23 protein-coding genes are annotated in these 24,788 nt (G+C 66.4%); 10 read left to right on the plus strand and 13 right to left on the minus strand.

Annotated elements, in window-relative coordinates; translation table 11 throughout:
- Positions 1-41 precede the first annotated feature (41 nt).
- On the plus strand, positions 42-1,418 hold the full coding sequence (locus VH88_RS00675; RefSeq protein WP_045809529.1) for a S41 family peptidase: 1,377 nt from the start codon (positions 42-44) through the stop codon (positions 1,416-1,418).
- Positions 1,419-1,458: 40 nt separating this feature from the next.
- Here the strand turns inward: VH88_RS00675 and VH88_RS00680 are convergent, their stop codons facing one another.
- Positions 1,459-2,631, minus strand: a complete 1,173-nt coding sequence (locus VH88_RS00680; RefSeq protein WP_045809530.1) for a carboxynorspermidine decarboxylase — start codon at positions 2,629-2,631, stop codon at positions 1,459-1,461.
- Between the two features lie 13 nt (positions 2,632-2,644).
- Positions 2,645-3,850, minus strand: coding sequence for a saccharopine dehydrogenase family protein (locus VH88_RS00685; protein ID WP_045809531.1), 1,206 nt, complete (start codon positions 3,848-3,850; stop codon positions 2,645-2,647).
- A gap of 392 nt (positions 3,851-4,242) precedes the next feature.
- Between VH88_RS00685 and ffh the strand changes: the two genes are divergently transcribed.
- The 5 genes from ffh to VH88_RS00710 all read left to right on the plus strand — a co-directional run bounded on the left by ffh (position 4,243) and on the right by VH88_RS00710 (position 8,173).
- Positions 4,243-5,778: a signal recognition particle protein gene (gene ffh / locus VH88_RS00690; RefSeq protein ID WP_045809532.1), complete on the plus strand. Its 1,536-nt coding sequence runs from the start codon at positions 4,243-4,245 to the stop codon at positions 5,776-5,778.
- Between the two features lie 24 nt (positions 5,779-5,802).
- Positions 5,803-6,324, plus strand: coding sequence for a 30S ribosomal protein S16 (rpsP, locus tag VH88_RS00695; protein ID WP_017506628.1), 522 nt, complete (start codon positions 5,803-5,805; stop codon positions 6,322-6,324).
- Positions 6,325-6,393: 69 nt separating this feature from the next.
- The gene (gene rimM, locus VH88_RS00700) at positions 6,394-6,921 is read left to right on the plus strand and encodes a ribosome maturation factor RimM (protein ID WP_045809533.1); all 528 of its coding nucleotides are present in this window, start codon (positions 6,394-6,396) and stop codon (positions 6,919-6,921) included.
- Positions 6,922-7,004: 83 nt separating this feature from the next.
- The gene (locus tag VH88_RS00705; RefSeq protein ID WP_045809534.1) at positions 7,005-7,721 is read left to right on the plus strand and encodes a glutathione S-transferase N-terminal domain-containing protein; all 717 of its coding nucleotides are present in this window, start codon (positions 7,005-7,007) and stop codon (positions 7,719-7,721) included.
- Between the two features lie 56 nt (positions 7,722-7,777).
- The gene (locus VH88_RS00710; protein WP_039245841.1) at positions 7,778-8,173 is read left to right on the plus strand and encodes a DUF3597 family protein; all 396 of its coding nucleotides are present in this window, start codon (positions 7,778-7,780) and stop codon (positions 8,171-8,173) included.
- Positions 8,174-8,187: 14 nt separating this feature from the next.
- On the opposite strand, the gene VH88_RS00715 is transcribed toward VH88_RS00710, so the two are convergent.
- The 8 genes from VH88_RS00715 to VH88_RS00750 all read right to left on the minus strand — a co-directional run bounded on the left by VH88_RS00715 (position 8,188) and on the right by VH88_RS00750 (position 16,421).
- Positions 8,188-9,372 carry a benzoate/H(+) symporter BenE family transporter gene (locus VH88_RS00715; protein WP_045809535.1) on the minus strand — a complete coding sequence of 395 codons (1,185 nt, stop codon included), beginning with the start codon at positions 9,370-9,372 and terminating at the stop codon, positions 8,188-8,190.
- A gap of 57 nt (positions 9,373-9,429) precedes the next feature.
- A complete protein-coding gene (locus VH88_RS00720) occupies positions 9,430-10,227 on the minus strand; it encodes an enoyl-ACP reductase (RefSeq protein WP_162237597.1) in 798 nt (265 codons plus the stop codon).
- A gap of 101 nt (positions 10,228-10,328) precedes the next feature.
- Positions 10,329-11,207: a UTP--glucose-1-phosphate uridylyltransferase GalU gene (galU, locus tag VH88_RS00725; RefSeq protein ID WP_017506634.1), complete on the minus strand. Its 879-nt coding sequence runs from the start codon at positions 11,205-11,207 to the stop codon at positions 10,329-10,331.
- A gap of 120 nt (positions 11,208-11,327) precedes the next feature.
- On the minus strand, positions 11,328-12,395 hold the full coding sequence (locus tag VH88_RS00730) for a substrate-binding domain-containing protein (protein WP_045809537.1): 1,068 nt from the start codon (positions 12,393-12,395) through the stop codon (positions 11,328-11,330).
- 79 nt (positions 12,396-12,474) lie between these two features.
- The gene (phnE, locus tag VH88_RS00735; RefSeq protein ID WP_045809538.1) at positions 12,475-13,287 is read right to left on the minus strand and encodes a phosphonate ABC transporter, permease protein PhnE; all 813 of its coding nucleotides are present in this window, start codon (positions 13,285-13,287) and stop codon (positions 12,475-12,477) included.
- Entirely contained in the window at positions 13,284-14,300 is a 1,017-nt protein-coding gene (gene phnD, locus VH88_RS00740) for a phosphate/phosphite/phosphonate ABC transporter substrate-binding protein (protein ID WP_045809539.1), read from the minus strand. The genes phnE and phnD overlap by 4 nt, the downstream gene beginning before the upstream one ends.
- Positions 14,297-15,106, minus strand: coding sequence for a phosphonate ABC transporter ATP-binding protein (phnC, locus tag VH88_RS00745; RefSeq protein ID WP_017506638.1), 810 nt, complete (start codon positions 15,104-15,106; stop codon positions 14,297-14,299). The genes phnD and phnC overlap by 4 nt, the downstream gene beginning before the upstream one ends.
- Before the next feature lie 91 nt (positions 15,107-15,197).
- On the minus strand, positions 15,198-16,421 hold the full coding sequence (locus tag VH88_RS00750; RefSeq protein WP_045809540.1) for a DUF2254 domain-containing protein: 1,224 nt from the start codon (positions 16,419-16,421) through the stop codon (positions 15,198-15,200).
- 204 nt (positions 16,422-16,625) lie between these two features.
- Between VH88_RS00750 and VH88_RS00755 the strand changes: the two genes are divergently transcribed.
- Both VH88_RS00755 and VH88_RS00760 read left to right on the plus strand, forming a co-directional pair.
- Complete coding sequence (locus VH88_RS00755) at positions 16,626-17,891, plus strand: type III PLP-dependent enzyme (protein ID WP_045809541.1); 1,266 nt, start codon at positions 16,626-16,628, stop codon at positions 17,889-17,891.
- Between the two features lie 213 nt (positions 17,892-18,104).
- Positions 18,105-19,160 (plus strand): deoxyhypusine synthase, encoded by a 1,056-nt coding sequence (locus tag VH88_RS00760; protein ID WP_045809542.1) that lies wholly within the window; start codon positions 18,105-18,107, stop codon positions 19,158-19,160.
- 61 nt (positions 19,161-19,221) lie between these two features.
- On the opposite strand, the gene VH88_RS00765 is transcribed toward VH88_RS00760, so the two are convergent.
- Genes VH88_RS00765 through VH88_RS00775 form a run of 3 tightly spaced genes read right to left on the minus strand, consistent with a single transcriptional unit; the run spans position 19,222 to position 22,706 of the window.
- The gene (locus VH88_RS00765) at positions 19,222-20,349 is read right to left on the minus strand and encodes a GTP-binding protein (RefSeq protein ID WP_045809543.1); all 1,128 of its coding nucleotides are present in this window, start codon (positions 20,347-20,349) and stop codon (positions 19,222-19,224) included.
- 41 nt (positions 20,350-20,390) lie between these two features.
- A complete protein-coding gene (locus VH88_RS00770) occupies positions 20,391-20,615 on the minus strand; it encodes an alkylphosphonate utilization protein (protein WP_045809544.1) in 225 nt (74 codons plus the stop codon).
- A gap of 51 nt (positions 20,616-20,666) precedes the next feature.
- A complete protein-coding gene (locus VH88_RS00775) occupies positions 20,667-22,706 on the minus strand; it encodes an NAD(+) synthase (protein WP_045809590.1) in 2,040 nt (679 codons plus the stop codon).
- A gap of 522 nt (positions 22,707-23,228) precedes the next feature.
- Here VH88_RS00775 and ftsY point away from each other — a divergent pair.
- Both ftsY and VH88_RS00785 read left to right on the plus strand, forming a co-directional pair.
- The gene (ftsY, locus tag VH88_RS00780) at positions 23,229-24,164 is read left to right on the plus strand and encodes a signal recognition particle-docking protein FtsY (RefSeq protein ID WP_045809545.1); all 936 of its coding nucleotides are present in this window, start codon (positions 23,229-23,231) and stop codon (positions 24,162-24,164) included.
- 1 nt (position 24,165) lies between these two features.
- The gene (locus VH88_RS00785; RefSeq protein ID WP_045809546.1) at positions 24,166-24,786 is read left to right on the plus strand and encodes an inner membrane-spanning protein YciB; all 621 of its coding nucleotides are present in this window, start codon (positions 24,166-24,168) and stop codon (positions 24,784-24,786) included.
- Positions 24,787-24,788 lie beyond the last annotated feature (2 nt).

Below are 24,788 nucleotides of genomic sequence, written 5' to 3' on the forward strand. Positions count from 1 at the left end.
TACGGGCGCCCACAGTGATCGGCCCGACCGAAAGAGACCGAATGCGTAAACTGCTCCTCGTCGGCTGCGCCGCTCTGGTGCTCGGCGGATCCGCCGCTGCTGTCAGCAGCCAGACCCCGCGAAACGAAACCTTCCGCATGCTGGAGCTGTTCGGCGACGTGGTGGGCATCGTCGAGCAGGCTTACGTCGTCCCGGTCGACAACAAGAAGCTGATCGAGGCCGCGCTGGCCGGCATGATGACGGCGCTGGACCCGCACTCCAACTATCTGCCGCCCTCCAACTACGACGACCTGCGCGAACGCACCGAGGGCCAGTATTCGGGCGTCGGCCTGACCATCAGCGCCGACGGCGGCATGGTGAAGGTCATCTCGCCGATGGACGACAGTCCCGCCGCCAAGGCCGGGGTCCAGGCGGGCGACGTGATCTCTTCCATCGAGGGCCAGAACGCGGCGGGCCTGACGGTCAGCCAGGTGTCCGAAAAGCTGCGCGGCGCCGTGGGCACCAGCGTCAAGGTGACCTTCCTGCGCGACGGTTCAGATCCGCTGGAAGTGACCCTGACCCGCGAGGTCATCAAGGTTCAATCGGTCACAGGCAGGGTCGAAGGCGACTTCGGCTATCTGCGCGTCTCGACCTTCAACGAAAACACCGGCCGCGAGCTGAACGAGGCCATCGCCAAGATCAAGGCCGAGAAGCCGGGCGTGAAGGGCTATGTTCTGGACCTGCGCAACAACGGCGGCGGCCTGCTGAACGCCGCCATCGACGTGTCCGACGCCTTCCTGGAACGCGGCGAGATCGTCAGCCAGCGGGGCAGGAAGCCCGAGCAGATCCAGCGCTATTCCGCCAAGCCCGGCGACGTCACGGGCGGCCTGCCGCTGGTCGTCTTGGTCAACTACGGTTCGGCCTCGGCGTCGGAAATCGTCGCCGGCGCCTTGAAGGATCATCAGCGCGCGACCATCGTGGGCCTGACCAGCTTCGGCAAGGGTTCGGTGCAAACGGTGATCCCGCTGCGCCAGGGCCAGGACGGCGCCTTGTCGATCACGACCGCGCGCTACTACACCCCCTCGGGCGCCTCGATCCAGAAGATCGGCATCGAGCCGGACCTGGAAGTCGCGCGTTCGGAGGCAGAGGCCCGCATCGTCTCGCGCTCCAGCTTCATCTATTCCGAGGCCGCCTACGCCACGGCCCTGGACGCCTCCATCGGCGCCGAGCGCAAGGGTCCGCACACCCCGCGCGAAGCTCCGGGCGACAAGTTCGACAAGGAAAAGGACTATCAGCTTCAGCGCGCGCTGGACGTTCTGCGCGCCGGCGGCGACCTGTCGAAACTGTCGGCCCCGCCCGAAGGCATCGTCGTCACCGAACCGGGCTCGACGCCCAAGCCCGACGCCGAACCAACGGCGGACGAACCGAAGGAAGAATAAAGACGGGAAAGGGCGGCGCGAGCCGCCCTTTTTCTTGCGCCTACGACAGGCGGTCGCGGAAGGCCGAATAGTCGAAGTCGCGCACCGTCGTCAGCGCATCCGTCTGTGAGTTCCACAGCACGATGGACGGCAGCGGCACGCCGTTGAAGGTGTTCGTCTTCACCATCGAATAATGGGCCTGGTCCAGAAACGCGATCCGCGTTCCGGGCGTCGGCCGCTCGGCGAAGACGTAGTCGCCGATGATGTCTCCGGCCAGGCACGACGGCCCGCCCAGCCGCACCGTCACCCCATGTTCGGGCTCTTTCAGCAGCGCGGGGCGATAGGGCGCCTCGATCACATCGGGCATATGGCAGGTGGCCGAGATGTCGGTGATGCCGATGGGCATGGCGTTGTCGAACACGTCCAGCACCTCGCCGATCAGGATGCCGGCGTCCAGCGCCACGGCCTCGCCCGGCTCCAGATAGACCTGAACCCCGTGCCTGGCCTGCAGATCGCGTACGAAGGCGATCAGATCATCGGTCTGATAGTCGGCGCGGGTGATGTGGTGCCCCCCGCCCAGGTTCAACCATTTGATCCCGCCCAGCAGCGGCGCCAGCTTCGGCTCCACCGCCGCCCAGATACGCGACAGCGGCTGGAAGTCCTGCTCGCACAGCGCATGGATATGCAGACCATCGACGCCGATCAGATGTTCGGCTGTCAGTTGCGAAACCGGGAAGCCAAGGCGCGAACAGGGCTGGGCGGGGTCGTATTTGGCGACCTCGCCTTCGGAATGTTCAGGGTTCAGCCGCAGGCCGATCTCGAACACCTGCCCTTCAGCCCGCGCCTTGGCGATCAGATCGGCGAAACGGGCGATCTGGGCCGGGTTGTTGAAAATGACGTGGTCCGACAGACGCAGGATCTCAGGCAGGTCCTGCGCCGTATAGGCCGGCGAATAGGTGGTCAGCTCGCCCTTGTAGAACTCGCGCGCCAGCCGCGCCTCCCACAGGCCCGAGGCGCAGACTCCGTCGAGGTATTCGCCGACCACATCGGCCAGCGCCCACATCGAAAACGCCTTCAGCGCCAGAAGCACGCGCGCCTCCGCCCCGTCGCGCACACCTTTCAGCACGGACAGATTGCGACGGATGGCCGCCTCGTCCACCACGAAGGCGGGCGAGGCGACGCGGTTCAGGTCGAAATGCGCAAAGGCGCCCGGATCGCCAGCCTGGGTCTGCATTCAGTCGGTCCGATCAGAAGTCCAGAGGGGCGTCCAGGTCCTGAACCTTCCACGGCAGGCCGTGCTTGTTCAGCATGTCCATGAAGGGGTCGGGGTCCAGCTGCTCCATGTTGAACACGCCGTCGCCCTTCCACTGGCCGGTCACCATCAGGGCCGCGCCGATCATGGCCGGCACGCCGGTGGTGTAGCTGACGGCCTGGTTGCCGGTCTCGGCATAGGCCTCTTCGTGGTCGCAGATGTTGTTGACGTAGACCGTCTTCTTGACCCCGTCCTTGAGGCCGGTGGCGATGACGCCGATGTTGGTCTTGCCCTTGGTGATCGGACCCAGCGAGGCCGGCTCGGGCAGCAGGGCCTTCAGGAACTCGATCGGAATGATCTCGCGGCCCTGGAACGACATCGGCTCGATCGAGGTCATGCCGATGTTTTCCAGCACTTCGAGGTGCTTCAGATAGCTGTCGCCGAACGTCATCCAGAAGCGGATGCGCTTGATCTCGGGATAAAACTTCGCCAGCGATTCCAGCTCCTCATGATACATGAGGTACATGTTCTTGGGACCCACGCCCTCGAAGTCGAAGGTCTGTTTACAGCTCAGCGCCGGGCCTTCGACCCACTGGCCGTTCTCCCAGTGACGCGAGTTCGCCGTCACTTCGCGTAGGTTGATCTCGGGGTTGAAGTTGGTCGCGAAGGGCAAGCCCGTGTCGCCGCCGTTGCAGTCCAGGATGTCCAGCGTCTCGATGGAATCCAGCAGGTGCTTCTTGATGTAGGTGGTGAAGACCGAGGTCACGCCGGGATCGAAGCCCGAACCCAGCAGCGCCATCAGACCGGCGTCCTTGAAGCGGTCCTGATAGGCCCATTGCCACTTGTATTCGAACTTGGCCTCGTCGCGCGGCTCGTAATTGGCGGTGTCCAGATAATCGACGCCGGCGGCCAGGCAGGCGTCCATGATCGACAGGTCCTGATAGGGCAGGGCCAGGTTCACGACCAGTTCGGGTTGCACCTTCTGGATCAGGGCCGTGGTCGCCGCCACGTCATCGGCGTCGATGGCGGCCGTGTCGATGTCGACGCCGAAGCGCGACTTCACGGACTGGGCGATCGCGTCGCACTTGGACTTGGTCCGGCTCGCCAGGGTGATATGCGAGAAGATGTCCGCGTTCATCGCCATCTTGTGGACGGCCACCGAACTGACGCCGCCTGCGCCGATAACCAGCACCTTGCTCATCTGTGCTTCTCCCGAAGTCTGAAACCCTGGCGACAGCGCCGCCCCTATAAAGGGCGCGGCTCTTAGCACGATGATGACAATCCGCTAAATCCCTGCGCCGATATTGGCTCTTATAGCGTGACCGGATCGCTCCGGTTGCCTTAGTACGGTTTTTCCGCCATAAGCCGCCGCTTCCGACGCAAGTGAACCTGCGTCTCCACCGGGACGACAGCTTTTTTGTCGTGCTAACGCGCTCCGCGCTACTTGAGCACAGCCCATTCGGGCTCAAGTAGGCCGCAAGGCCGATAGCCCGCAAAGGAGAACGAGCCCGGCGAGAACCCTCCGCCGACGTGATCGTCGCCGGGGGCCGTTGTCGTATGGAGCCGTTTCACCTGCGCCACACGAGGTAGTGAATGTTCGAGGCTCTGAACGAGCGGCTGACAGGCGTCTTCGACCGGATCACCGGGCGCGGCGCCCTGTCCGAAAAGGATGTCGCCGAGGCGATGCGCGAAGTGCGCGTGGCCCTGCTCGAGGCCGACGTCGCCCTGCCGGTCGTCAAGGAATTCATCGCCTTCGCCACCGAGCGCGCGACCGGCGAAGAGGTCATCCGTTCGGTCAAGCCGGCCGATCAGGTGGTCAAGATCGTCTACGACGGCCTGATCGAGATGCTGGGCGGCGAAGAGCCGGTCCCGCTGAACACCAACGCCAACCCGCCCGCCGTGGTGCTGATGGCCGGCCTTCAGGGCTCGGGCAAGACCACGACCTCGGCCAAGCTGGCGCTGCGCCTGACCAAGTTCGATCGCAAGAAGGTCATGATGGCCTCGCTGGACACGCGTCGTCCGGCCGCGATGGAACAGCTGGCCACCCTGGGCAAGCAGATCGAGGTCGCCACCCTGCCGATCGTGGCGGGCGAGAGCGCGGTCCAGATCACGCGCCGGGCGCTGCAATCGGCCAAGCTTCAGGGCTTCGACGTCCTGATCCTCGACACCGCGGGCCGCATCACCCTGGACGAAGGGCTGATGAACGAGGTGGCCGAGGTCGCCGACATCGCCAAGCCCGTCGAGACCCTGCTGGTGGCCGACAGCCTGACCGGCCAGGACGCGGTGCGCACCGCCAAGGCCTTCCACGAGCGCCTGCCCCTGACCGGCCTGGTCCTGACCCGCGCCGACGGCGATGGTCGCGGCGGCGCCATGCTGTCGATGCGCGCCGTCACCGGCCTGCCGATCAAATATCTGGGCGCCGGCGAAAAGGTTGATGCGCTGGACGTGTTCGACGCCCGTCGCGTCGCCGGCCGCATCCTGGGTCAGGGCGATATCGTCGCCCTGGTCGAAAAGGCCAGCCAGGATCTGGACCAGGCCAAGGCCGAGAAGATGGCCCGAAAACTGGCCAAGGGTCAGTTCGATCTGGACGACCTGGCCGGCCAGCTTCAGCAGATGAAGCGGATGGGCGGGCTTCAGGGCATCATGGGCATGCTGCCCGGCGTGGCCAAGATGAAGGGTCAGATGGCCGAGAGCGGCATCGACGACCGCATGATCCTGCGTCAGGAAGCCATCATCTCCTCGATGACCAAGGCCGAGCGCAAGAAGCCCGACCTGCTGAACGCCTCGCGCAAGAAGCGCATCGCCGCCGGCGCCGGCGTAGATGTGCAGGACGTGAACCGGGTTCTGAAACAGCACCGCCAGATGGCCGATGTGGTCAAGTCGATGGCGCGCGGCGGACCCAAGAAGATGCAGCAGATGGCCGCTATGTTGGGCGGCCTCGGCGGCGGTGGCATGCCTGGCATGGGCGGCGGCCCCGACATGGCCCGCCTCAAGGCGTTGGGCGGCGGCAAGATGGCCGAACCCTCCGCCGACGATCTGAAAGCCATCCAGGACCGGCTCGCCGGACTGGGCGGCGGACAACTTCCGGGAGGTCTTCCTGGCCTGCCGGGCTTCCCTCCCAAGAAATAACGACTTCCTAGAAAGAGATCTGAAATGCTGAAGATTCGTCTGGCCCGCGGCGGCGCCAAGAAGCGCCCCTACTACCACATCGTCATCGCCGACTCGCACTCGCCGCGCGACGGCAAGTTCATTGAGAAGGTCGGCAGCTACAACCCGATGCTGCCCAAGGACGGCGCCACCCCGCGTGTCGCCCTGAAGGTCGAGCGCATCGCCGAATGGCTCGGCAAGGGCGCCCAGCCGACCGACCGCGTCGCCCGCTTCCTGTCGCAGGACGAGACCCTGGGCCAGAAGGTCAAGTGGACGCAATCGAACAACCCGAACAAGGGCGCTCCGGGCAAGAAGGCGCAAGAGCGCGCCGCTGAACGCGCCCAGCGCGAAGCCGACCGCCTGGAAGCCGAAGCCGCCGCCAAGGTCGAGGCCGCTGAAGCCGCCGCCCGCGCCAAGGAAGAGGCCGCCGCCGCCGCCGAAGCCGCCAAGAACGCTCCCGCTGCTGAAGAAGCGCCTGCCGAAGAGGCCCCGGCTGCTGAAGCGACCGAGGAAAAGGCTGAAGGCTGAGCCTTTCGGTTTGACGATGATCAGGGCGGCGTCTTTCGACGCCGCCTTTTTCATGGGTTAAGAACACGCATGACCACGGACAGCAGATTGATCCTCGTCGGCCAGGTCGGCGGCGGCTTCGGCGTGCGGGGCGAGGTGCGGGTGACCGCCTTCACCGCCGACCCCCTGGCCCTGACCGCCTACGGCCCTCTGCTGCGCGCGGATGGGACTGTGGCCCTGACCCTGACCTCGACGCGGCCCGACAAAAACGGCGTCGTCGGCCGGGCCAAGGAGATCACCACCAAGGAACAGGCCGACGCCCTGCGCGGCCTGAAGCTGCACGTCCCCCGCGACCGGTTCCCCGAGCCGGACGAGGACGAATTCTACCTCGCCGATCTGCTGGGCGTTCAGGTCCGTGACACAGCGGGCGGCGTCATGGGCACGGTGAAATCGGTCCAGAACTTCGGCGCGGACGACATGCTGGAGATCGCGCCCGCCGCCGGCGGCCCGACCTGGTATCTGCCCTTCACCAAGGAAGCGACGCCGGAACTGCACCTGGCCGACGGTTGGCTATTGGCCGTGCCGCCGACCGAGGTGGGCGAGCGCGAGCCCGACTGAAGTTTCGTCACCGCTCCCGTCGGTGTTGCGGATGGGCTGGGCGGCGCCGACATAGGCCTATCGCAATAGCCGAGGCCGCACCCATGACCGACCTGTCCGCCTTCCCGATCACGCAACGCTGGCCGGCCCAGCATCCCGATCGCATCCAGCTCTACTCCCTGCCGACGCCCAATGGGGTGAAGGTTTCGATCATGCTGGAAGAGGTCGGCCTGGCCTATGAGCCGCACCTGATCGACATCACCAAGAACGAGACATGGGGGCCGGAGTTTCTGTCGCTGAACCCCAACGGCAAGATCCCCGCCATCCTCGATCCGAACGGCCCGAACGGAAAGCCGCTGGCCCTGTTCGAATCCGGCGCCATCCTGATCTATCTGGCGGAAAAGACCGGCAAACTGCTCTCGGCCGATCCGGCGACCCGCTATGAGACGATCCAGTGGGTCATGTTCCAGATGGGCGCGATCGGCCCGATGTTCGGCCAGCTGGGCTTCTTACACCGCTTCGCCGGCAAGGACTACGAGGACAAGCGCCCGCGCGACCGCTACGTCGCCGAAAGCCGCCGCCTGCTCGGCGTGCTGGAGACGCGGCTTGCCAATGACGGGGGAGAGCCCCGGGACTGGCTGGTCGGCGACTATTCCATCGCCGATGTCGCCACCCTGGGCTGGGTCCGCAACCTGATCGGCTTCTACGAAGCGGGGGAGATCGTAGGTTTCGCCGACTTCCCGCGCGTCGCCGCCTGGCTGGAGCGCGGCCTGGCGCGCCCCGCCGTCCAGCGCGGCCTCAACATCCCGGCGCGCGACTGATCTGAACCTCGGTCCGTCGGTCGCGTTGTCTGCTCACACCAACAGGAGCGCGACCGATGGGCATCTTCTCTTCGATCTGGAACAAGATCACGGGCCACAAGCCGAAGGCGGCCCCCGTTCCGCCGCCGGCCTCGACGGCAGGAATTCCGGCGCCCAATGCCGCGCCGGCCCCGACCGCCGCACCGGCCTTGCCGCCCGTCGATGTCGAGGCGGTGCTCAGCGATCTGGCGGCGTCCAAGGGCGGCGGCGGCAACTGGCGGACCTCGATCGTCGATCTTCTTAAGCTGCTGGACCTGGATTCCAGCCTGGCCGCGCGCAAGGAACTGGCCGAGGAGCTGAACGTCCACGCCGGCGAGCATGGCTCGGCCGAACAGAACATCGCCCTGTCCAAGGCCGTCTGGAAGAAGCTGGCCGAAAACGGCGGCCAGGTCCCGGCCTCGCTGCGCGACTAGCATCTACAGCTGGATCAGGCCGGCGGTCTGATCCAGCGCATGGCGGCCAGAGCGGCAGAACCCACGACCAGACCCCAGAAGGCCGATCCGACGCCGAACAGGGTCAGGCCCGAGGCCGTCGCCGCAAACGTCAGCACCGCTGCCTCGCGCGATCCGACCTCCGTCATCATGGTTTGCAGCGCGCCGGTCAGCGGCGCGATCAGCGCCAGACCCGTCACCGCCGCCAGCGCGGCCGGCGGCATGGCGATGAACAGTCCGGCCAGCGGCGCGGCGAACAGGGCCACGACCAGATAAAGACCGCCATAGATCACCCCCACGATCCAGCGCCTTGTGGGATCGGGATGGGCGTCCGTCCCGGTGCAGATCGCCGCCGTGATCGCCGCCAGATTGACCCCGTGCCCGCCGAAGGGCGCGATCAGCAGGCCGGCGACCCCGGTGGACAGGATCAGTCGGTTGGCGGGCGGCGGATAGCCGGCGCTCTTCAGGACCACCAGCCCGGGCAGGTTCTGGGCCGCCAGCGTCACCAGAAACAACGGAAAGCCAAGGCTGACCGCCGCCTTCCAGTCGAACACGGGCGCAACCGGCTCCAGATGGCCGAACAGTCCGGGTCCGGCCGGCAGGGCCAACTGCCCCCGCATCGCCAAGACCGCAAAGGCCGCCGCCAGCACGGCGGGCAAGGCCCAGGTCGGCCACAGCCGTCGAAAGATCAGGAACACCGCGATCAGCCCGACGACCAAGGCCGTCTCGTCCGGCGCCACCTTGAACAGTCTCAGCACGAAGGGCAGCAGCACCCCCGCCAGCATGGCCGAGGCGAGGGCCGCCGGTATCCGCCCAGCCAGCCGCCCCAGCACCGGGATCAGGCCGGTCAGGATCATCAGCAAGGCGGCGAAGACGAAGGCGCCGATGGCTGTCGGCCAGGACAGGCCCAGGGTCGAGGCCGCCAGCAGGGCCGCCCCCGGCGTGGACCAGGCCAGCACCACGGGGATCTTCAGCCGCCAGCTCAGCACCGCGCCGGGCACCCAGATGCCCAGGCACAGGGCCGTCACCATCGACCCGATCTGGCCCGCGTCCGCCCCCAAGGCCTGGCCGGCCTGGACCACCAGGGCGACCGTCCCGCCAAACCCGATCACTGTCGCCACGGCAGCGGACGAAAAGGCCGAGGCGGGCAGGGCGCGCATGGAAAAGGCCGGAGCAGTCATGCCCCGGCCTTAAACCGTCGTCTCGGATGGCGGAAGGCTGGGATCCAGCCCTCCTGATCAGCCTTCGATGTCTTCCGGCAGGCCCACGGCGTGGAAACCCGCATCGACGTGGACGACTTCGCCCGTGGTCGAACGGCCCAGGTCCGAGCACAGCCACAGGGCCGCTCCGGCGACGCCTTCCATCGAGGTCTCTTCCTTGATCAGCGAGAACTGGGCCGACTTGGAGTGCAGACCGCGCCCGCCCGAGATGCCGGCCAGCGACAGGGTGCGCATGGCCCCGGCCGAGATGGCGTTGACGCGGATGTTCTTGGGACCCAGGTCGCGCGCGATATAGCGGGTCGCGGCTTCCAGCGCGGCCTTGGCCACGCCCATGGTGTTGTAGTTCGGAATGACCCGCTCGGACCCCAGATAGGTCAGGGTGATCAGGCTGCCGCCGTTCGGCATCAGCTTGGCCGCCCTACGCGAGACGTCCACGAAGCTGAAGGCCGAGATGTTCATGGCCAGAAGGAAGCTGTCGCGCGTGGTGTTGTCCACGAAGCTGCCCTTCAACTCATCCTTGTTGGCGAAGGCCACCGAATGGACGACGAAGTCGATCGTGCCGAAGGTCTTTTCCAGCTCGGCGAAGGCCGCGTCCATCGAGGCGTCGTCGGTGACGTCGGCCGGGATCAGCAGCTTGGCGCCGACGCTTTCCGCCAGCGGACGCACGCGGCGCTCCAGGCTTTCGCCCAGATAGGTGAAGGCCAGCTCGGCGCCCTGGGCGGCCAGCTGCGAGGCGATGCCCCAGGCGATGGAGCTGGAGTTGGCCACGCCCATGATCAGGCCCTTCTTGCCCTTCATGAGGTCGCCGGTCGGCATGTCCCAGCCTTCGGAAGTCGCCATGGTTCGTCTCCTGATGATTTGCGCGGAGGGTTAGCAGGGGCGGGCGTAAACCGGAACCCCCGCCGCCTTCCCTAGCGTCAGAGCAGGCCCGCGATCGCCTCGCGCGCCGCGTCGCCCAGATCAGGGCGTTTCAGGGCCAGGGCGACGTTGGCGCGCAGCAGGCCGATCTTGTCGCCGCAGTCGTGGGTCACGCCCGCATATTCGACGGCGGTGAAGCTCTGGTCCGCCATCAGTCGCGCCATGGCGTCGGTCAGCTGGATCTCGCCGCCCGCGCCCTTTTCCTGCGTCGCCAACAGGTCGAAGATTTCCGGCTGCAAAATGTAACGGCCCGAGATCGACAGGTTGGACGGCGCAGTTCCGGCGGCGGGCTTTTCGACCATGCCCTTCATGACGATGCGCGAACCGTCGCGGCTGACCGGATCGACGATGCCGTATTTGTGGGTCTGATCTTCGGGGACGGATTCCACGCCGATGATGTTGCCGCCGGTCTCGGCATAGACCTCGGCCAACTGCTTCAGGGCGCCGGGCTGAGAATCCACGATCACGTCGGGCAGGATGACGGCGAACGGCTCGTGCCCGATGATGTCGCGCGCGCACCAGACGGCGTGGCCCAGGCCCTTGGGCTGCATCTGGCGGGTGAAGCTCATCTCCCCGGCCGAGGCCAGTTCGGCGTTCATCATCTCCAGGATGTCGGTCTTGCCCTTGGCCTGAAGCTGGGCTTCCAGTTCGATCTGATGATCGAAATAGTCCTCGATGGCGCCCTTGGAGCGGCCGGTGACGAAGACGATGTGCTCGATCCCTGCCTCGCGCGCCTCTTCGACGATGTAGGACAGGATCGGCCGGTCGACGACGTTCAGCAGTTCCTTGGGGGTCGTCTTGGTGCCGGGCAGAACCCGGGTGCCGAGGCCCGCGACGGGCAGTACGGCCTTGCGCAGGCGCGCGGGCGTGGTGGTCATCAAATCATCCTGACAGCTATCCCGCCCCTTCTACGGCCTCGTGCGCTTCAGTTGAAGCGCTTCGCGCTTCAACGGGGCGAACCGGTGAAAGAAGGGGCGGAACGGCGGTCGGGTTCCGCCTTATTTGGCGGGGCGGGCCATCGGGGTCATGGCGGCGATGGTCGCGCGCTGGGCCAGCAGTTGGTCTTCCGGCAGCGGGATCAGGCCGCGATCAGCCAGATAGCCGCCCTTGCCGGCGGCGCCTTCCGACAGGAACTCCTGCACGAACTGCTGCAGGCCCGGAATGACGCCGATGTGGGCCTTCTTCACATAGATGTAGAGGCTGCGCGACAGCGGATAGGCGCCGCTGGCGATGGTGTCGGCGGTCGGGGCGACGCCGTCGATGGTCTCGGCCTTCACCGTATCCAGGTTCTGCTCCAGGAACGAATAGCCAAACACGCCCAGCGAACCCGGCGTGCGGGTCAGGGTCTGGACGATGGCGTTGTCGTTCTCGCCGGAATCGATCCAGGCGCCGTCCTCGCGCAGGGTGTGGGCGATGGCTTCGAACCGGTCCTTGTTGCCTTCGATCGCCTTGACGGCCGGCACCAGCTTGGCGCCCGGCGTCATGCCCAGCTCCAGGAAGGCGTCGCGCGTGCCCGAGGTGGGCGGCGGGCCATAGACCTGGATGCGCTGGTTCGGCAGGCCGGCGTTGACCTGGTTCCAGGTCTTGGCCGGATTGGCGACGAACTGACCGTTGGCGCCCGGCACTTCCTTGGCCAGGCCCTCATACAGGTCGTTCAGTTCGAAGTTGAAGCCGTTGCCGTTACGGGCCGTGGCGATGACGATGCCGTCGAAGCCGATCTTGATCTCGACGATGTCGGTGACGCCGTTCTTGGCGCACAGGTCGAACTCGGACTGCTTCATCTGACGCGAGGCGTTGGCGATGTCCGGGGTGGTCGGGCCGACGCCCTGGCAGAAGGCCTGGATGCCGCCGCCGGTGCCCAGCGATTCGACGCGCGGCGCCGCGCCGCCCGAACCGCGCGCGAAGGTCTCGGCGACCCGCGTGGCGAAGGGGAAGACGGTCGACGAACCGGCCGCCCAGATGCCGGAGCGCGCGCCGGAGGCGGAGCCGCCCCCGCCGTTGTCGCCACAGGCCGCCAGGGCCAGAAGGGCGGCGGCCGAAGCCGCCAGTTTCAGTGTGCGGATCATCCAAGGCTCTCCCTGAGCATCGATTTCGCGATGCTTAGAGCAGAGGATTATGACAGTCCCGCGAAGGGGACCGCCGCCGCTACAGCAGGCGGCGGCGCATCACCTGCGACAGGGTGTCGATCAGGGTCACGGCGACCACGACGACGATCACGATGGCCGAGACGGCGCGGAAATCGAAGGCGTTCATGCTGTCGAACAGCACCTGGCCGATGCCGCCCGCGCCGATCAGACCCAGCACGGTCGCGGACCGGCTGTTGGATTCGAAACGGTATAGGGCGAACGAGGTCCACAGCGGCGCGACCTGAGGCAGGACGCCCCAGACGATCTCGTGCAGCTTGCCCGCGCCGGTGGCGCGCACGCCTTCGACCGGACCCTTGTCGATCGACTCGACCGCTTCCGAAAACAGCTTCGCCAGAACCCCGGCCGTATTCAGGGTGATGGCCAGGACGCCCGCCAAAGGCCCCAGGCCCACGGCGGTCACGAACAGCAGGCCGATCACCAGATCCGGCACCGAACGCAGCAGGTTCATGATCCAGCGCACCGGCGTCACGACCCAGACGGGCGCGATGTTGCGCGCCGCCGCCAGACCGAGCGGAATGCCCAGGATCACGGCCAGGAAGGTGCCCCACAGGGCGATCTGCACCGTCTCCCACATCTTGGCGACGAACATCTTCCAGTCGCTGAAGTCGGGACGCAGCAGGTCATGGACGAACAGCTGGGTGCTGTCGTTGCCCGCAAACAGGCGCGAGATGTTGCCCAGATCGACGGCGTCGATGCTGTACAGCAGGACGGCGGCGACGCCGCCCCAGACCAGGACGTCGGCAACCCAGGCGAGGGCGGACTTCTTGGGCGCCGCCGGAATCGCGACGGCGGGAGACGCGACTGCGGTCAAGGCCGGACCTCACGCAAGCTGCGCAGGCGTTGAAGCTCGCGCTCGGCGGCGGCGGCGGCGGCCGTATCGCCCTTGGCGCGGGCCTCGCCCAGTTTCTGGTCGGCGATCATTTCGCGGATCGGGTCCAGATAGCTGTCGTCGGCGGCGGTGAAGCGGGAATATTCCAGGTCCGCCAGAACCTTGCGTTGCCGCTCGGCCTCGGCGCCTTCGCCCTGGCCATAGGTCAGGAAGAAGCTGCGGATCTTTTCCTTCAGCGCCGGATCCAGATCCTCGCGCACGACGATGCCGCTCTCGGGGATCGGCGGCGAGGTCCAGATTTCTTCGATCTGGCCGGCCAACTGCGGGTTCTCCTTGCGCATGAAGATGGTGTTCACGCTGTTGGAGGTGGCCACGTCGATCACGCCGGTCGCCACGCCGAAGGCGTTGGCCTGGTGGTTGGCCGAGCGCACGGTCTTGAAGCACTGGCTGGGGACCACGCCGCGCGGATTGAACAGGAAGGTCAGCGGGGCCAGGGTGCCCGACGTCGACTGGGCGTCGCCGATGCCGAAGTTGTACTTCTTGCCGCACGCCATGACCTGATCGAGCGTGATGCCCGATCCCTTCTTGACGATCAGGGTCGACTGATAGCTGTCCAGACCCTCGCGGTTGACGGTGCGGGCGATGACCTCGGCCTTGGCGCGGTCGATGGCCTCGACCTCAGGCTTGGCGGAAAACCAGCCCACCTGAGTGTGGTTGCCGCGCATGGCCTCGACCAGGACGGTATAGTTCGAGCCGAAATAGGGCTTCACCGGCACGCCGATGGCCTTGGACATGTCGTCCAGCAGCGGCTGCCACAGCGGACCGGCCGAGGCCTGGCCTTCGGCGGACAGGATCGAGAAGGTGATCTCGCTCGCCGTGCCGCCCGCAGCCTTCTTGTCCTCGCCGCCGCCGCAGGCCGCCAGGCCCAGGATCATGACGGCGGCGCCGGCCGCCGCCATCAGACGACGAGTGGGGGCAATACGGGACAGGCTCATGCCTTGGTCTCCCAGAACGCGTCCTCGAACTCGGGACCGTAGATTTCGATCAGGCGCTTTTGGTCCAGCGCCGTGGACGGGCCGTCATAGACGATCTTGCCGCCTTGCAGGGCGATGACGCGGTCGCAGTAGCGGATGGCGTAGTCGACCTGGTGCAGGGTGACGATCACCCCCATGCCGTCGCGCTTGTTCAGCTCGACCAGCAGTTCCATCACCTTGCGGGCGGACACCGGGTCCAGCGAGGCGACGGGTTCGTCGGCCAGGATGGCCTTGGCGCCCTGCACGATGGCGCGGGCGATGGCGCCGCGCTGCTGCTGGCCGCCGGACAGGGTGTTGGCGCGCTGGGCGGCATAGTCGCTGACGCCGACGCGGTGCAGGGCCGCCATGGCCTTGTCCTTGTCCGCCTGGGGCCACAGGCCCAGCAGGCCCTTCCATCCGGGCAGACGCCCCAGCGCGCCCAGCATGACGTTGGAGAACAGGCTCAGACGCCCGACCAGATTGAACTGCTGGAAGATCATGCCCAGCTTGCTGCGCGCCTTGCGCACGGCGCCGGTGACCCGGCCGTCCTTCTGCACGGTCTCGCCGAACACCTGGATGGTGCCGGCGCCCGCGTCGATCGACTGCAGGCCGGTGATGGAGCGGAGCAGGGTGGACTTGCCCGAACCGGACGGACCGATCAGGGCGACCATTTCGCCGGAGGCCACGGAAATCGAGACGCCGTCCAGCGCCTTTCGCGATCCGAAGGTCTTCGACACGTCACGCGCCAGGACTAGCCCAGGGGCGGCGGCGGCTGCGGATGAACTCATGAACTCGCTAGGAGGCTATGGCGAAGGGGCGCCGCAATAAGCTGAAATCACGCTTGGGCAAGTCTTAATCGCACGGGGCGTGGGATTTCGTCTAGTCCGCCCTTACGGTCTCGCCCAGGCCGCAACGCCGCAGAAGCGCCCCGTCCGCCGCGTCCTGGGGCTGCGCCGCCTGTAGCAGCCGGGCGTCCATGGCCAGCGCCGGACCCGCCAGAACCGGATGGACCGACAGCGACGCCAGGGCCTTGCGCAGTCTGATGGCGGCCGTCAGATCGTGGGCCCCATGCCGCAGGACCGGGCCGAAGATGTCGTCCAGCAGCTCGGATGCGTCCAGCGCCTCGGCCAGAACGCGGTCACACTCCGCCACCTTTTCGGTTCTCTGATCGGCCCACTGATCCAGCAGCCGAACGCCTGATCCGACGACGCACACGACCGTGCCGATGTCGTTGACGGCGCTCGACAGCGCCTTGTCGGCGATCTCGCCCAAGACGATCAGGCCATAGCGCGGATCCTGATCGAACGACCGTTCCCGACCTAGGATGAAGGCGCTGAGCACCGCATCTGGGGCGATCTTGTCGCCGTCCAGACGCGCCAAGGGTTCGCCCCGCATGCGAAAGGCGCCGGGCCGCGCCAGAATCTGGACCCGCGCATCCGCCCGTTCCGCCAGCGTCTGCAGGTGCTGGACATCGACGTTCAGGACGTAGCCGGTCGACGCCGCCGCGACGATCCGGCCTTGCGAAAGCGTTCCCGACGCAGCGCCCATGCGTGGTCGTTCCGCGTCCGCCTTCAGCGCCTTGGCCGCCTCGGCCTCGACCCGCTCGACGGTATGGCTGAGCCGCGCCAGACTGGTCAGGCGGCTTACCCAAGTCAGAAGACGAAAGGCCACCAGCGCCACGACGCCAAGGCTGAAGACGAAGATGATCGCTCGTCCGCCCGGGCCGTAATACTGGGCGTTGATCGCGGTGACGCCGACGATGGCGTAGAGAAAGGCCCCCACGAAGGTGGACAGGGCCTTTTGCGTGCTTTCGTCGCCGGTGATCAGGGCGGCGGCTCGCGGAGTCGCTGCGCTCGACACGCTGGTATAGGCTGTGACCATGGCGCCCAGCGAAAAGGTCGCCACCGCCAGAAGGCTGGACGCCAGGATCGTCAGCACCGCTTCGACGGAATCGCCGCCGAACCGTTCGGCCAGAACGTCAGGGGCGAACGGCGCGCCCCACGCCCCGGCCAATGCGGCGATCACGCCAAGAGCGGCATACAGGCTGGCGCGCCACCACAGTTGCCGCGACAGGCGACGAAACAGAAAGATCCAGCGATTCATGACGGTCCCCTCGAAAGCCTAACGCAGCCGTTGGTCGCCAGTTTCCCCGACGCTTCGCACCGCTTCTTGCCGGCCCCGCCATGAAAAAACCTCTTTACATGACAGTCGCGCGTCCCCATATCGCGCTTTCCGGCGGACCCCGTAGGTCCTGTCTGCGCCGCTAACGCCGGTCTGGGTTTAACAATTAGCAGGGGGTTACGTGAATTGCGCACGTATCAGCTTCCCCTGGACCTGGTCCGTGAGCGGCCCCCTGAACGTCCCGTCGCCCTCGTGCGGCCGCGTTCGGTTTCCGTAGCGGCGCGCTGGTTCCAGGATAATCTAAAGGCCGACGTCTTCTACGCTGTGAAGGCCAACCCTTCGCGCTGGGTCGTCGAAACCCTGATCGAGGCCGGCGTTCGCGGCTTCGATGTGGCGTCCATCGCCGAGATCGAGCTGGTTCGTTCGGTCAGCCATGACGTTCGCCTGGCCTTCATGCATCCGGTCAAGAGCCGCTCTGCGATCACCAAGGCCTATTTCGATCACGGCGTGCGCACCTTCTCGCTCGACTGCATCGACGAGCTGAACAAGATCCTCGACGCCACCGGCGGGGCGGACGACCTGAACCTGATCGTGCGCATGGCCGTCTCGGCCGACGGCGCCGCCTATACGCTGTCGGGCAAGTTCGGCGTGTCGTCGGATCAGGCGCCGGCCCTGCTGATGGCGACGCGCCAGGCGGTCAAGGACGGCCTGATGGGCGTTTCCTTCCACGTCGGCAGCCAGTGCATGCGCCCGACCGCCTATCAGGCCGCCATGGCCCAGGTCGGCCGGTCGATCAGCCGTGCGGGCGTGATCGTCGATATCGTCGATGTCGGCGGCGGCTTCCCGTCCGTCTATCCGGGCATGGTCCCGCCGGACATGAGCGAATACGCCGACGCCATCCATCGCGGCTTCAACGAGATGCCGGTGTCGGAAACGACCGAGCTGTGGTGCGAGCCCGGCCGGGCGCTGGTCGCCGAATCCTCGTCGATCCTGGCCCGTGTCGACCTGCGCAAGGGCGACGCCCTTTATTTGAACGACGGCTCCTACGGCTCGCTGTTCGACGCGACCCACTCGCGCTGGCCCTTCCCGACCAAGCTGGTCCGGGACGGCGAAAGCGCGGGCGAGCTGAAGGCGTTTCAGTTCTACGGCCCGACCTGCGATTCCATCGACCATATGCCGGGACCCTTCTGGCTGCCGGCCGATGTGCGCGAAGGCGACTTCATCGAAATCGGCATGCTGGGCGCCTATGGCGTCGCCATGTCGACCGGCTTCAACGGCTATGGCGAACACGACATCGCCGCGGTCGAGGACGCCCCGATGGCCTCGCTGTACGGTCTGGCCCCGCGTTCCATCCCCACCGTGCGCACCACGGCGGAAGAGAACGCCCGTAAGGTCGTGCGCCTGTCACGTCCCAAGGGTAAGGCCGGTCAGCGCAAGTCGCGCCGGAAGTAGCACGCTAGCACCTGCAACCGTCATCCTCGGGCAAGACCCGAGGAGCGGCCCGTCTGCGTCTTCCTTGCGAGGAACGCGCGGCGGAACGTCCGGCCCTCGGATCAAGTCCGAGGGTGACGGCCGATGGTTGGGCGTCTATCGGTCCTGTCGGTCGCTCCGTCCCGGCACGTCTGCTTGTTCGACGGGCGCTCAAATCACAGGGAAACCGCCGAAATGAACGCTCCCGTTCAATCGAACACCAAGGCCCAGCTGCTGCAGAATGTCGTCGAGCACGTCGACATCACCAGCTTCGACGCGCGCCCGATCATCGACTCGATGCGCAAAATGTCCTTCTCGTCGCGCGACACCGCCCGCGCTGCGGATATCTTCTCGATGGCCATCGAGGACAAGGACTGCTCGCCCTGGCTGATCCTGGCCGGTTCGACCTCGGCCGGCGGCTGCATGCACGTTTACCGCGACATGGTGAAGTTGGGCATGGTCGACGCCGTGGTCGCCACCGGCGCCTCGATCGTCGATATGGATTTCTTTGAGGCCCTGGGCTTCAAACACTATCAGGCGGCCGGCGAGGTGGACGACAACGTCCTGCGCGACAACTACATCGACCGAATCTACGACACCTATATCGACGAGGAAGAGCTCCAGGCCTGCGACCACACCATCCTGGAGATCGCCAACCGCCTGGAGCCGCGCGGCTATTCCAGCCGCGAGTTCATCTGGGAAATGGGCAAGTGGCTCAGCGAGGGCAATGCGAAAAAGCCCGGCTCGCTGATCCAGACCGCCTATGAAGAGGGCGTGCCGATCTTCTGCCCGGCCTTCGTCGATAGCTCGGCCGGCTTTGGTCTGGTGAAGCACCAGAAAGAGCGCGCGGCCGCCGGCCAGCCCTATCTGATGCTGGACGCCATCGCCGACTTCCGCGAACTGACCGACATCAAGATCGCCGCCGGCGTCACCGGCCTGTTCATGGTCGGCGGCGGCGTGCCCAAGAATTTCGCCCAGGACACCGTCGTCTGCGCCGAAATCCTGGGTGTCGAGGCCGAGATGCACCGCTATGCGGTCCAGATCACCGTCGCCGACGTCCGCGACGGCGCCTGCTCGTCCTCGACGCTGAAAGAGGCCGCGTCCTGGGGCAAGGTCCAGACCACCCACGAACAGATGGTCTTCGCCGAGGCCACCACGGTCGTCCCCCTGATCGGCTCCGACGCCTACCACCGCGGCGCCTGGAAGGCCCGCGACAAGCGCCGCTGGAACAAGTTGTTCGAGAAGGGCTGAACAAAGAAAAAGGCCGGTGGATTGCTCCGCCGGCCTTTTGTCAATCCGTCTACCTTTGAGATCAGGCGGCGCAGGCCTCGAAGCCGGCCTTCAGCGCGGCTTCGTCCAGATCGCGGCCGATGAAGACCGCGCGGCTCCAGCGGCGTTCGGCGGCGCCCCATTCGCGTTGCAGGTCGCCTTCCAGGATCATGTGCACGGCCTGGAAGACCAGGCGTCGGTTCTCGCCCTTCACGTCGATGATGCCCTTGGCGCGTAGGATGTTCTGACCCTGCTCGCCTAGCAGCCGGTCCAGCCAGGCGGTGAATTTCGCCCCGTCCAGCGGCCGATCCAGCGAAAGGGAGATGCCCTTAATGTCGTCCTGGTGGGCGTGGCCTCGCGCGCCGTGGGCGTGATCATGCGCGTGGTCGTGGTGATGATGATCGTGCCCATGGTCGTGGTCGTGATGGTCATGACCGCAGTGTTCGTCATGCACATGGCCGTCCGCGCCGTGCGGCGGGTTCACGAAGTCCGGCTTGACCTCGAGAATGCGCTCCAGATCGAAGGCGCCCAGGCCCAGCACCTGATCCAGCGGCACGTTCGACCGCTCGGCCCGCACGATGGGCGCCAGCGGGTTCAGGGCCCGCAGACGCGCTTCGACCGTATCCAGTTCGTCGGCGGTCGCCAGATCGACCTTGTTCAGGATGATCCGGTCGGCGAAGGCCACCTGCTCGCGCGCCTCCTTGGAGTCGTCCAGGCGCGCCATCACGTGTTTGGCGTCGACCAGGGTCGTGACGCTGTCCAGCTGGGTCTTGGCCTTGACGTCCTCGTCCACGAAGAAGGTCTGGGCCACCGGGCCTGGGTCGGCCAGACCGGTCGTCTCCACGATGATGGCGTCGAAGGCGGGCTTTCCGGGGCGCTGGCGCTTCATCAGGCCGGCGACCACGCGGATCAGGTCGCCCCGCACCGTGCAGCAGACGCAGCCGTTGTTCATTTCGAACACGTCCTCGTCGGCGCCGACCACCAGGTCGTTGTCGATGCCGATCTCGCCGAACTCGTTGACGATGACCGCGTAGCGCTTGCCGTGATCCTCGGTCAGGATCCGGTTCAGCAGCGTCGTCTTGCCCGCGCCAAGATAGCCGGTCAGGACGGTGACGGGGATCTTGCTGTTGGCGGAGGCGGTCGAGGCGGGGGCGGCGAGGGTGTCGGTCATAGGCCGCTAGATGGCGGCTGCATCGCGCGAAGGGAAGAGGGTCAGGCCTTCTTCACGAACTCGGTGCGCAGGACCAGGCCGCGCACCTTCTCCACATTGGCCTCGATCTCGTCCGGATCGCCGGTCAGGCGGATGGTCTTGACCAGCGTCCCGCGCTTCAGCGTGACCCCGCCCGATCCCTTGACCTTCAGATCCTTGATCAGGGTCACGCTGTCGCCGTCAGCCAGGAGGTTGCCGTTGGAATCTTTGGTCACGTCGTCGGTCATGGCCAAGCTTCTAGGGCCGCGTCTCCTCCCCATGCAATGGGGAGGAGATGGTCAGTCCGGTTCGTTTGCGTCCAGCTCGTCCAGCCACACCCGCGCATTGCCGTCCGACGGCGCGCGCCAGTCGCCGCGCGGCGACAGCGATCCGCCGGTGACCACCTTGGGCCCGTTCGGCAGGGCCGAGCGCTTGAACTGGGCGGTCTGGAAGAAGCGGATCAGGAACTTCCTCAGCCAGCCCTTGATCGTCGCCAAATCGTATTCGACCTTTTCGTCGTCCGGCGTATTCGCCGGCCATTCACCCGCGCCCGCATCGCTCCAGGCCTGATGCGCCAGGAAGGCGACCTTGGACGGCGTCATCCCGAACCGGCTGATGTAGAACAGGAAGAAGTCGTTCAGCGCATAGGGGCCGACGGTTTCTTCCGTCGACTGGATCACCCCATCCTTGGCCGGCACCAGCTCGGGCGAGATCTCGGTATCCAGAATGGCGTGCAGCGTGTCGCGCGCGCCCGCGCCGATCAGGTCGCCCGCCGCCACCCAGCGGATCAGGTGCCGGATCAACGTCTTCGCCACCCCGCCGTTGACGTTGTAATGGCTCATATGGTCGCCGACGCCATAGGTGGCCCAACCCAGCGCCAGTTCCGACAGGTCCCCGGTCCCCAGCACGAAGGCTTTGTGCTGATTGGCCAGCCGGAACAGATAGTCGGTCCTCAGGCCCGCCTGCACGTTCTCGAAGGTGATGTCGTGCACCGGCTGCCCCTCGGCGTAGGGGTGGCCGATGTCCTTGAACATCTGTTCGGCGGCGGGGCGGATGTCGATCTCGGCGCCCGTGACGCCCAGCGCGGTCATCAGGGCCCAGGCGTTGGACTTGGTCCCGTCTGAGGTCGCGAACCCCGGCATGGTGAAGCCCAGGATATTGGTCCGCGGCAGATCCAGCCGGTCGAAGGCGCGACACGCGACCAGCAGGGCCTGGGTCGAATCCAGCCCGCCGGACACGCCGATCACCAGCGACCTGGCGCCAGTCGCCGTCATGCGGCGCATCAGCCCCTGAACCTGGATATTGAAGGCCTCATAGCAATCCTGATCCAGCCGCCCGGCGTCGTCCGGCACGAAGGGGAACCGGTCCAGCGGCCGGATCAGTTCGCTGGCCTCATGGTCCTCGCGCGCCATGAAGGGCACGACCGTCGCCGCCTCGCCTTCGTTTCTAGCGCATTCGGCGAAGGTGCCGTTGCGCAACCGGTCCAGCCCGATCCGGTCCACGTCCACGTCGGCGATCGTCAGATGGCTCTCCAGGGCGAACCGCTCGCCTTCGGCCAGCTTCGACCCCAGTTCATGGATCGTCGCCTGCCCATCCCAGGCCAGGTCGGTGGTGCTCTCGCCCCAGCCCGAGGCGGCGAAGACATAGGCCGACAGGGTCCGCGCTGAATGGCTGGCGCTCAGCATCGCCCGCTCGTCCGCCTTGCCGATGACGATGTTGGACGCCGACAGGTTCAGCAGGATCCGCGCGCCCGCCAGCGCCGCCCGTGTCGAAGGCGGCAGCGGCGCCCAATAGTCCTCGCAGATCTCAACCGAGAAGACGAAGCCCGGCCGGTTGACCGCCTCGAACAAAAGGCCCGGCGCAAAATCCACCGTCTCGCCGTTCAGCGCGATCACGTCCTCGGCGCGCGCCGTCGCCGGCGCGAACCAGCGTTTCTCATAGTATTCGCGGTAGTTGGGCAGATAGGTCTTGGGCACGACCCCCAGCACCTCGCCCGCCCCGATAACCACGGCGCAGTTATATAGGGCGTCGCCGTTGCGGATCGGCGCCCCGACCACCGCCACGACGTCCGCCTCGGCCGTCGCCTCCGCGACCACGGCGATCTGCCGCTCGACCTCGTCCAGCAGCGCCGCCTGCATATGCAGATCGTCGATCGCATAGGCCGACAGCGACAGCTCGGGAAAGACCATCAGGTCCACGCCCTGCTCGCCCGCCTGACGGATCAGCGCGACGTGATCTTGCCCGTTCGCCTTGGGGTCGCCCACATGGCTGACCGGTGTCGCCGCCGCCACGCGCACGAAGCCGTGGGTCTTGGGAGAATGGAACAGAGCATCAGCCATCGGATCGTCCGCATCACCCGGCCCGCGCCGGTCGTCAGCCTTCATATAGGCGCGAATGATGAAGGGACGGAAACGACTTCATGCCTGTACTCTTTCGTCATCCTCCGACGCGCAGCGACCGGGGGGGGGGGCAGCGGCGCGCGAGAGCGCGAACCTGTCGTGCACGCCAGGCTTCAAACATTCGCCCAGCCGACGCATCGCCTTCGGCGCTGCTGGGTCCCACGGTCTGCGCCGTCACCGGCTTGCTGGAGGATGACGAAAGCGAAATGACGGCAGCCATCCTAACCGGCGGCTCCAAAACTCGCGCTTTCAACGGCTTGCCGGTTTCTCGCGACCTTCCGCCATCGTCGATTTTGCGGGGGTGTATACTCCTCGCTTTCGCACGCACGCTGACAGGGAGGCCTCGATTTCAGACCAATTAGACGAATTAGATGGTGTTTTTGTCGCCGACCGTCCGAAACGTCGCGGACGACCTTCGCGAATGCGGATGACGTTGGCCTTCGCCCCCGCTAAAGCCACTGCATGAACGACACGCCGAAAAAGGGCTGGTTCCAGCGCCTGTCCGCTGGGCTCTCGCGCTCCTCCAGACAGATGACCGATCAGGTCGTCGCCACCTTCGTCAAGGAACCGCTGTCCGAGGCCTCGCTGGAGCAGCTGGAGGAGCATTTGCTGGAGAGCGATCTCGGCCCGGCCGCCTCGGCCCGGATCGTCGAACGCTTTCGCGCGCTGAAGTTTGGCAAGGACGCGCCCGAGCGCGAGGTCAAGGAGGCGCTGGCCGAGGCGGTCGCCGCCGAACTGTCGCCGCGCCAGGCGACCTTCGACCCTCTGTCCGGCCCCAAACCCTATGTCGTTCTGTTCGTCGGGGTGAACGGATCGGGCAAGACCACGACGCTCGGTAAGATCGCCGCCGATCTGACGGGCAAGGGTGCCAAGGTGATGATCGTGGCCGGCGACACCTTCCGCGCCGCCGCCCGCGAACAGCTTAAGGTCTGGGCCGAGCGCTCGGGCGCCGACTTCGAGAGCCGTCGCGACGGCGCCGATGCCGCGGGCCTGGCCTTCGACGCCTATACCAAGGCGCGGGCCGAAGGCTATGACGTCGTCCTGATCGACACCGCCGGCCGGCTGCAGAACAAGTCCGCCCTGATGGACGAACTGCTCAAGATCGTCCGCGTGCTGAAGAAAGTCGATCCCGAGGCGCCGCACGACACCCTGCTGGTGCTGGACGCCACCGTCGGCCGCAACGCCTTGGCCCAGGAACAGATCTTCGGCCGCACCGCCTTCGTGACCGGCGTGGTCATGACCAAGCTGGACGGCACCGCGCGCGGCGGCGTGCTGGTGCCGGTGGCCCAGGCGTCCGACGCCCCCCTGATGCTGATCGGCGTCGGCGAAGGGGTCGAGGATTTGCAACCGTTCGACGCCCGCGCCTTCTCCCGCTCACTGGTGGGACTGGAAGACTGACATGACCGAGACGCCGAAAAAGGCTTCCAACATCCGCCAGGCCGTCGATTTCGGCGCGCTTGTGGCCTTCATGGCCGCCTATGCGATCAACCGATTCGCGCGCGGTCTGGACGGGCAGGAAGCCCTGGTTCAGGCGACGTGGGTCCTGGTCGGCGCCTCGCTGATCGCCCTGATCGTCGGCTATGTGGTCGAGCGTCGTCTGGCCCCCCTGCCGCTGCTGACCGGCGGCTTCGCCCTGATCTTCGGCGTGCTGACCATCGTCTTCCACGATCCGAACCTGTTGAAGATCAAGCTGTCGATCCAGAACGGCCTGCTGGCGGTCGTTCTGCTGGGGTCGCTGCCGCTGAACCGCTATCCGTTCAAATATCTGCTGGGCGAGGCGATCCGCATCACCGACGCGGGCTGGCGCGGGCTGACCCTGCGTTACGGCCTGTATTTCGCCGCCGTCTGCATAATCAACGAGATCGTCTGGCGCACCCAGTCCGACGACACATGGGTCGCCTTCCGCGGCGGACTGTGGATCGCCTCGGCCGTGTTCGGCGTCTGGCAGGTCTTCTTCATCATGAAGCACCTGATCAAGGACGACGAGCCGGCCCCCGTCTCGCCCGACACGGGGCTCTAGGG

This window comes from Brevundimonas sp. KM4, from assembly GCF_000964075.1.
GTDB classification, from domain to species: Bacteria; Pseudomonadota; Alphaproteobacteria; order Caulobacterales; family Caulobacteraceae; genus Brevundimonas; species Brevundimonas huaxiensis.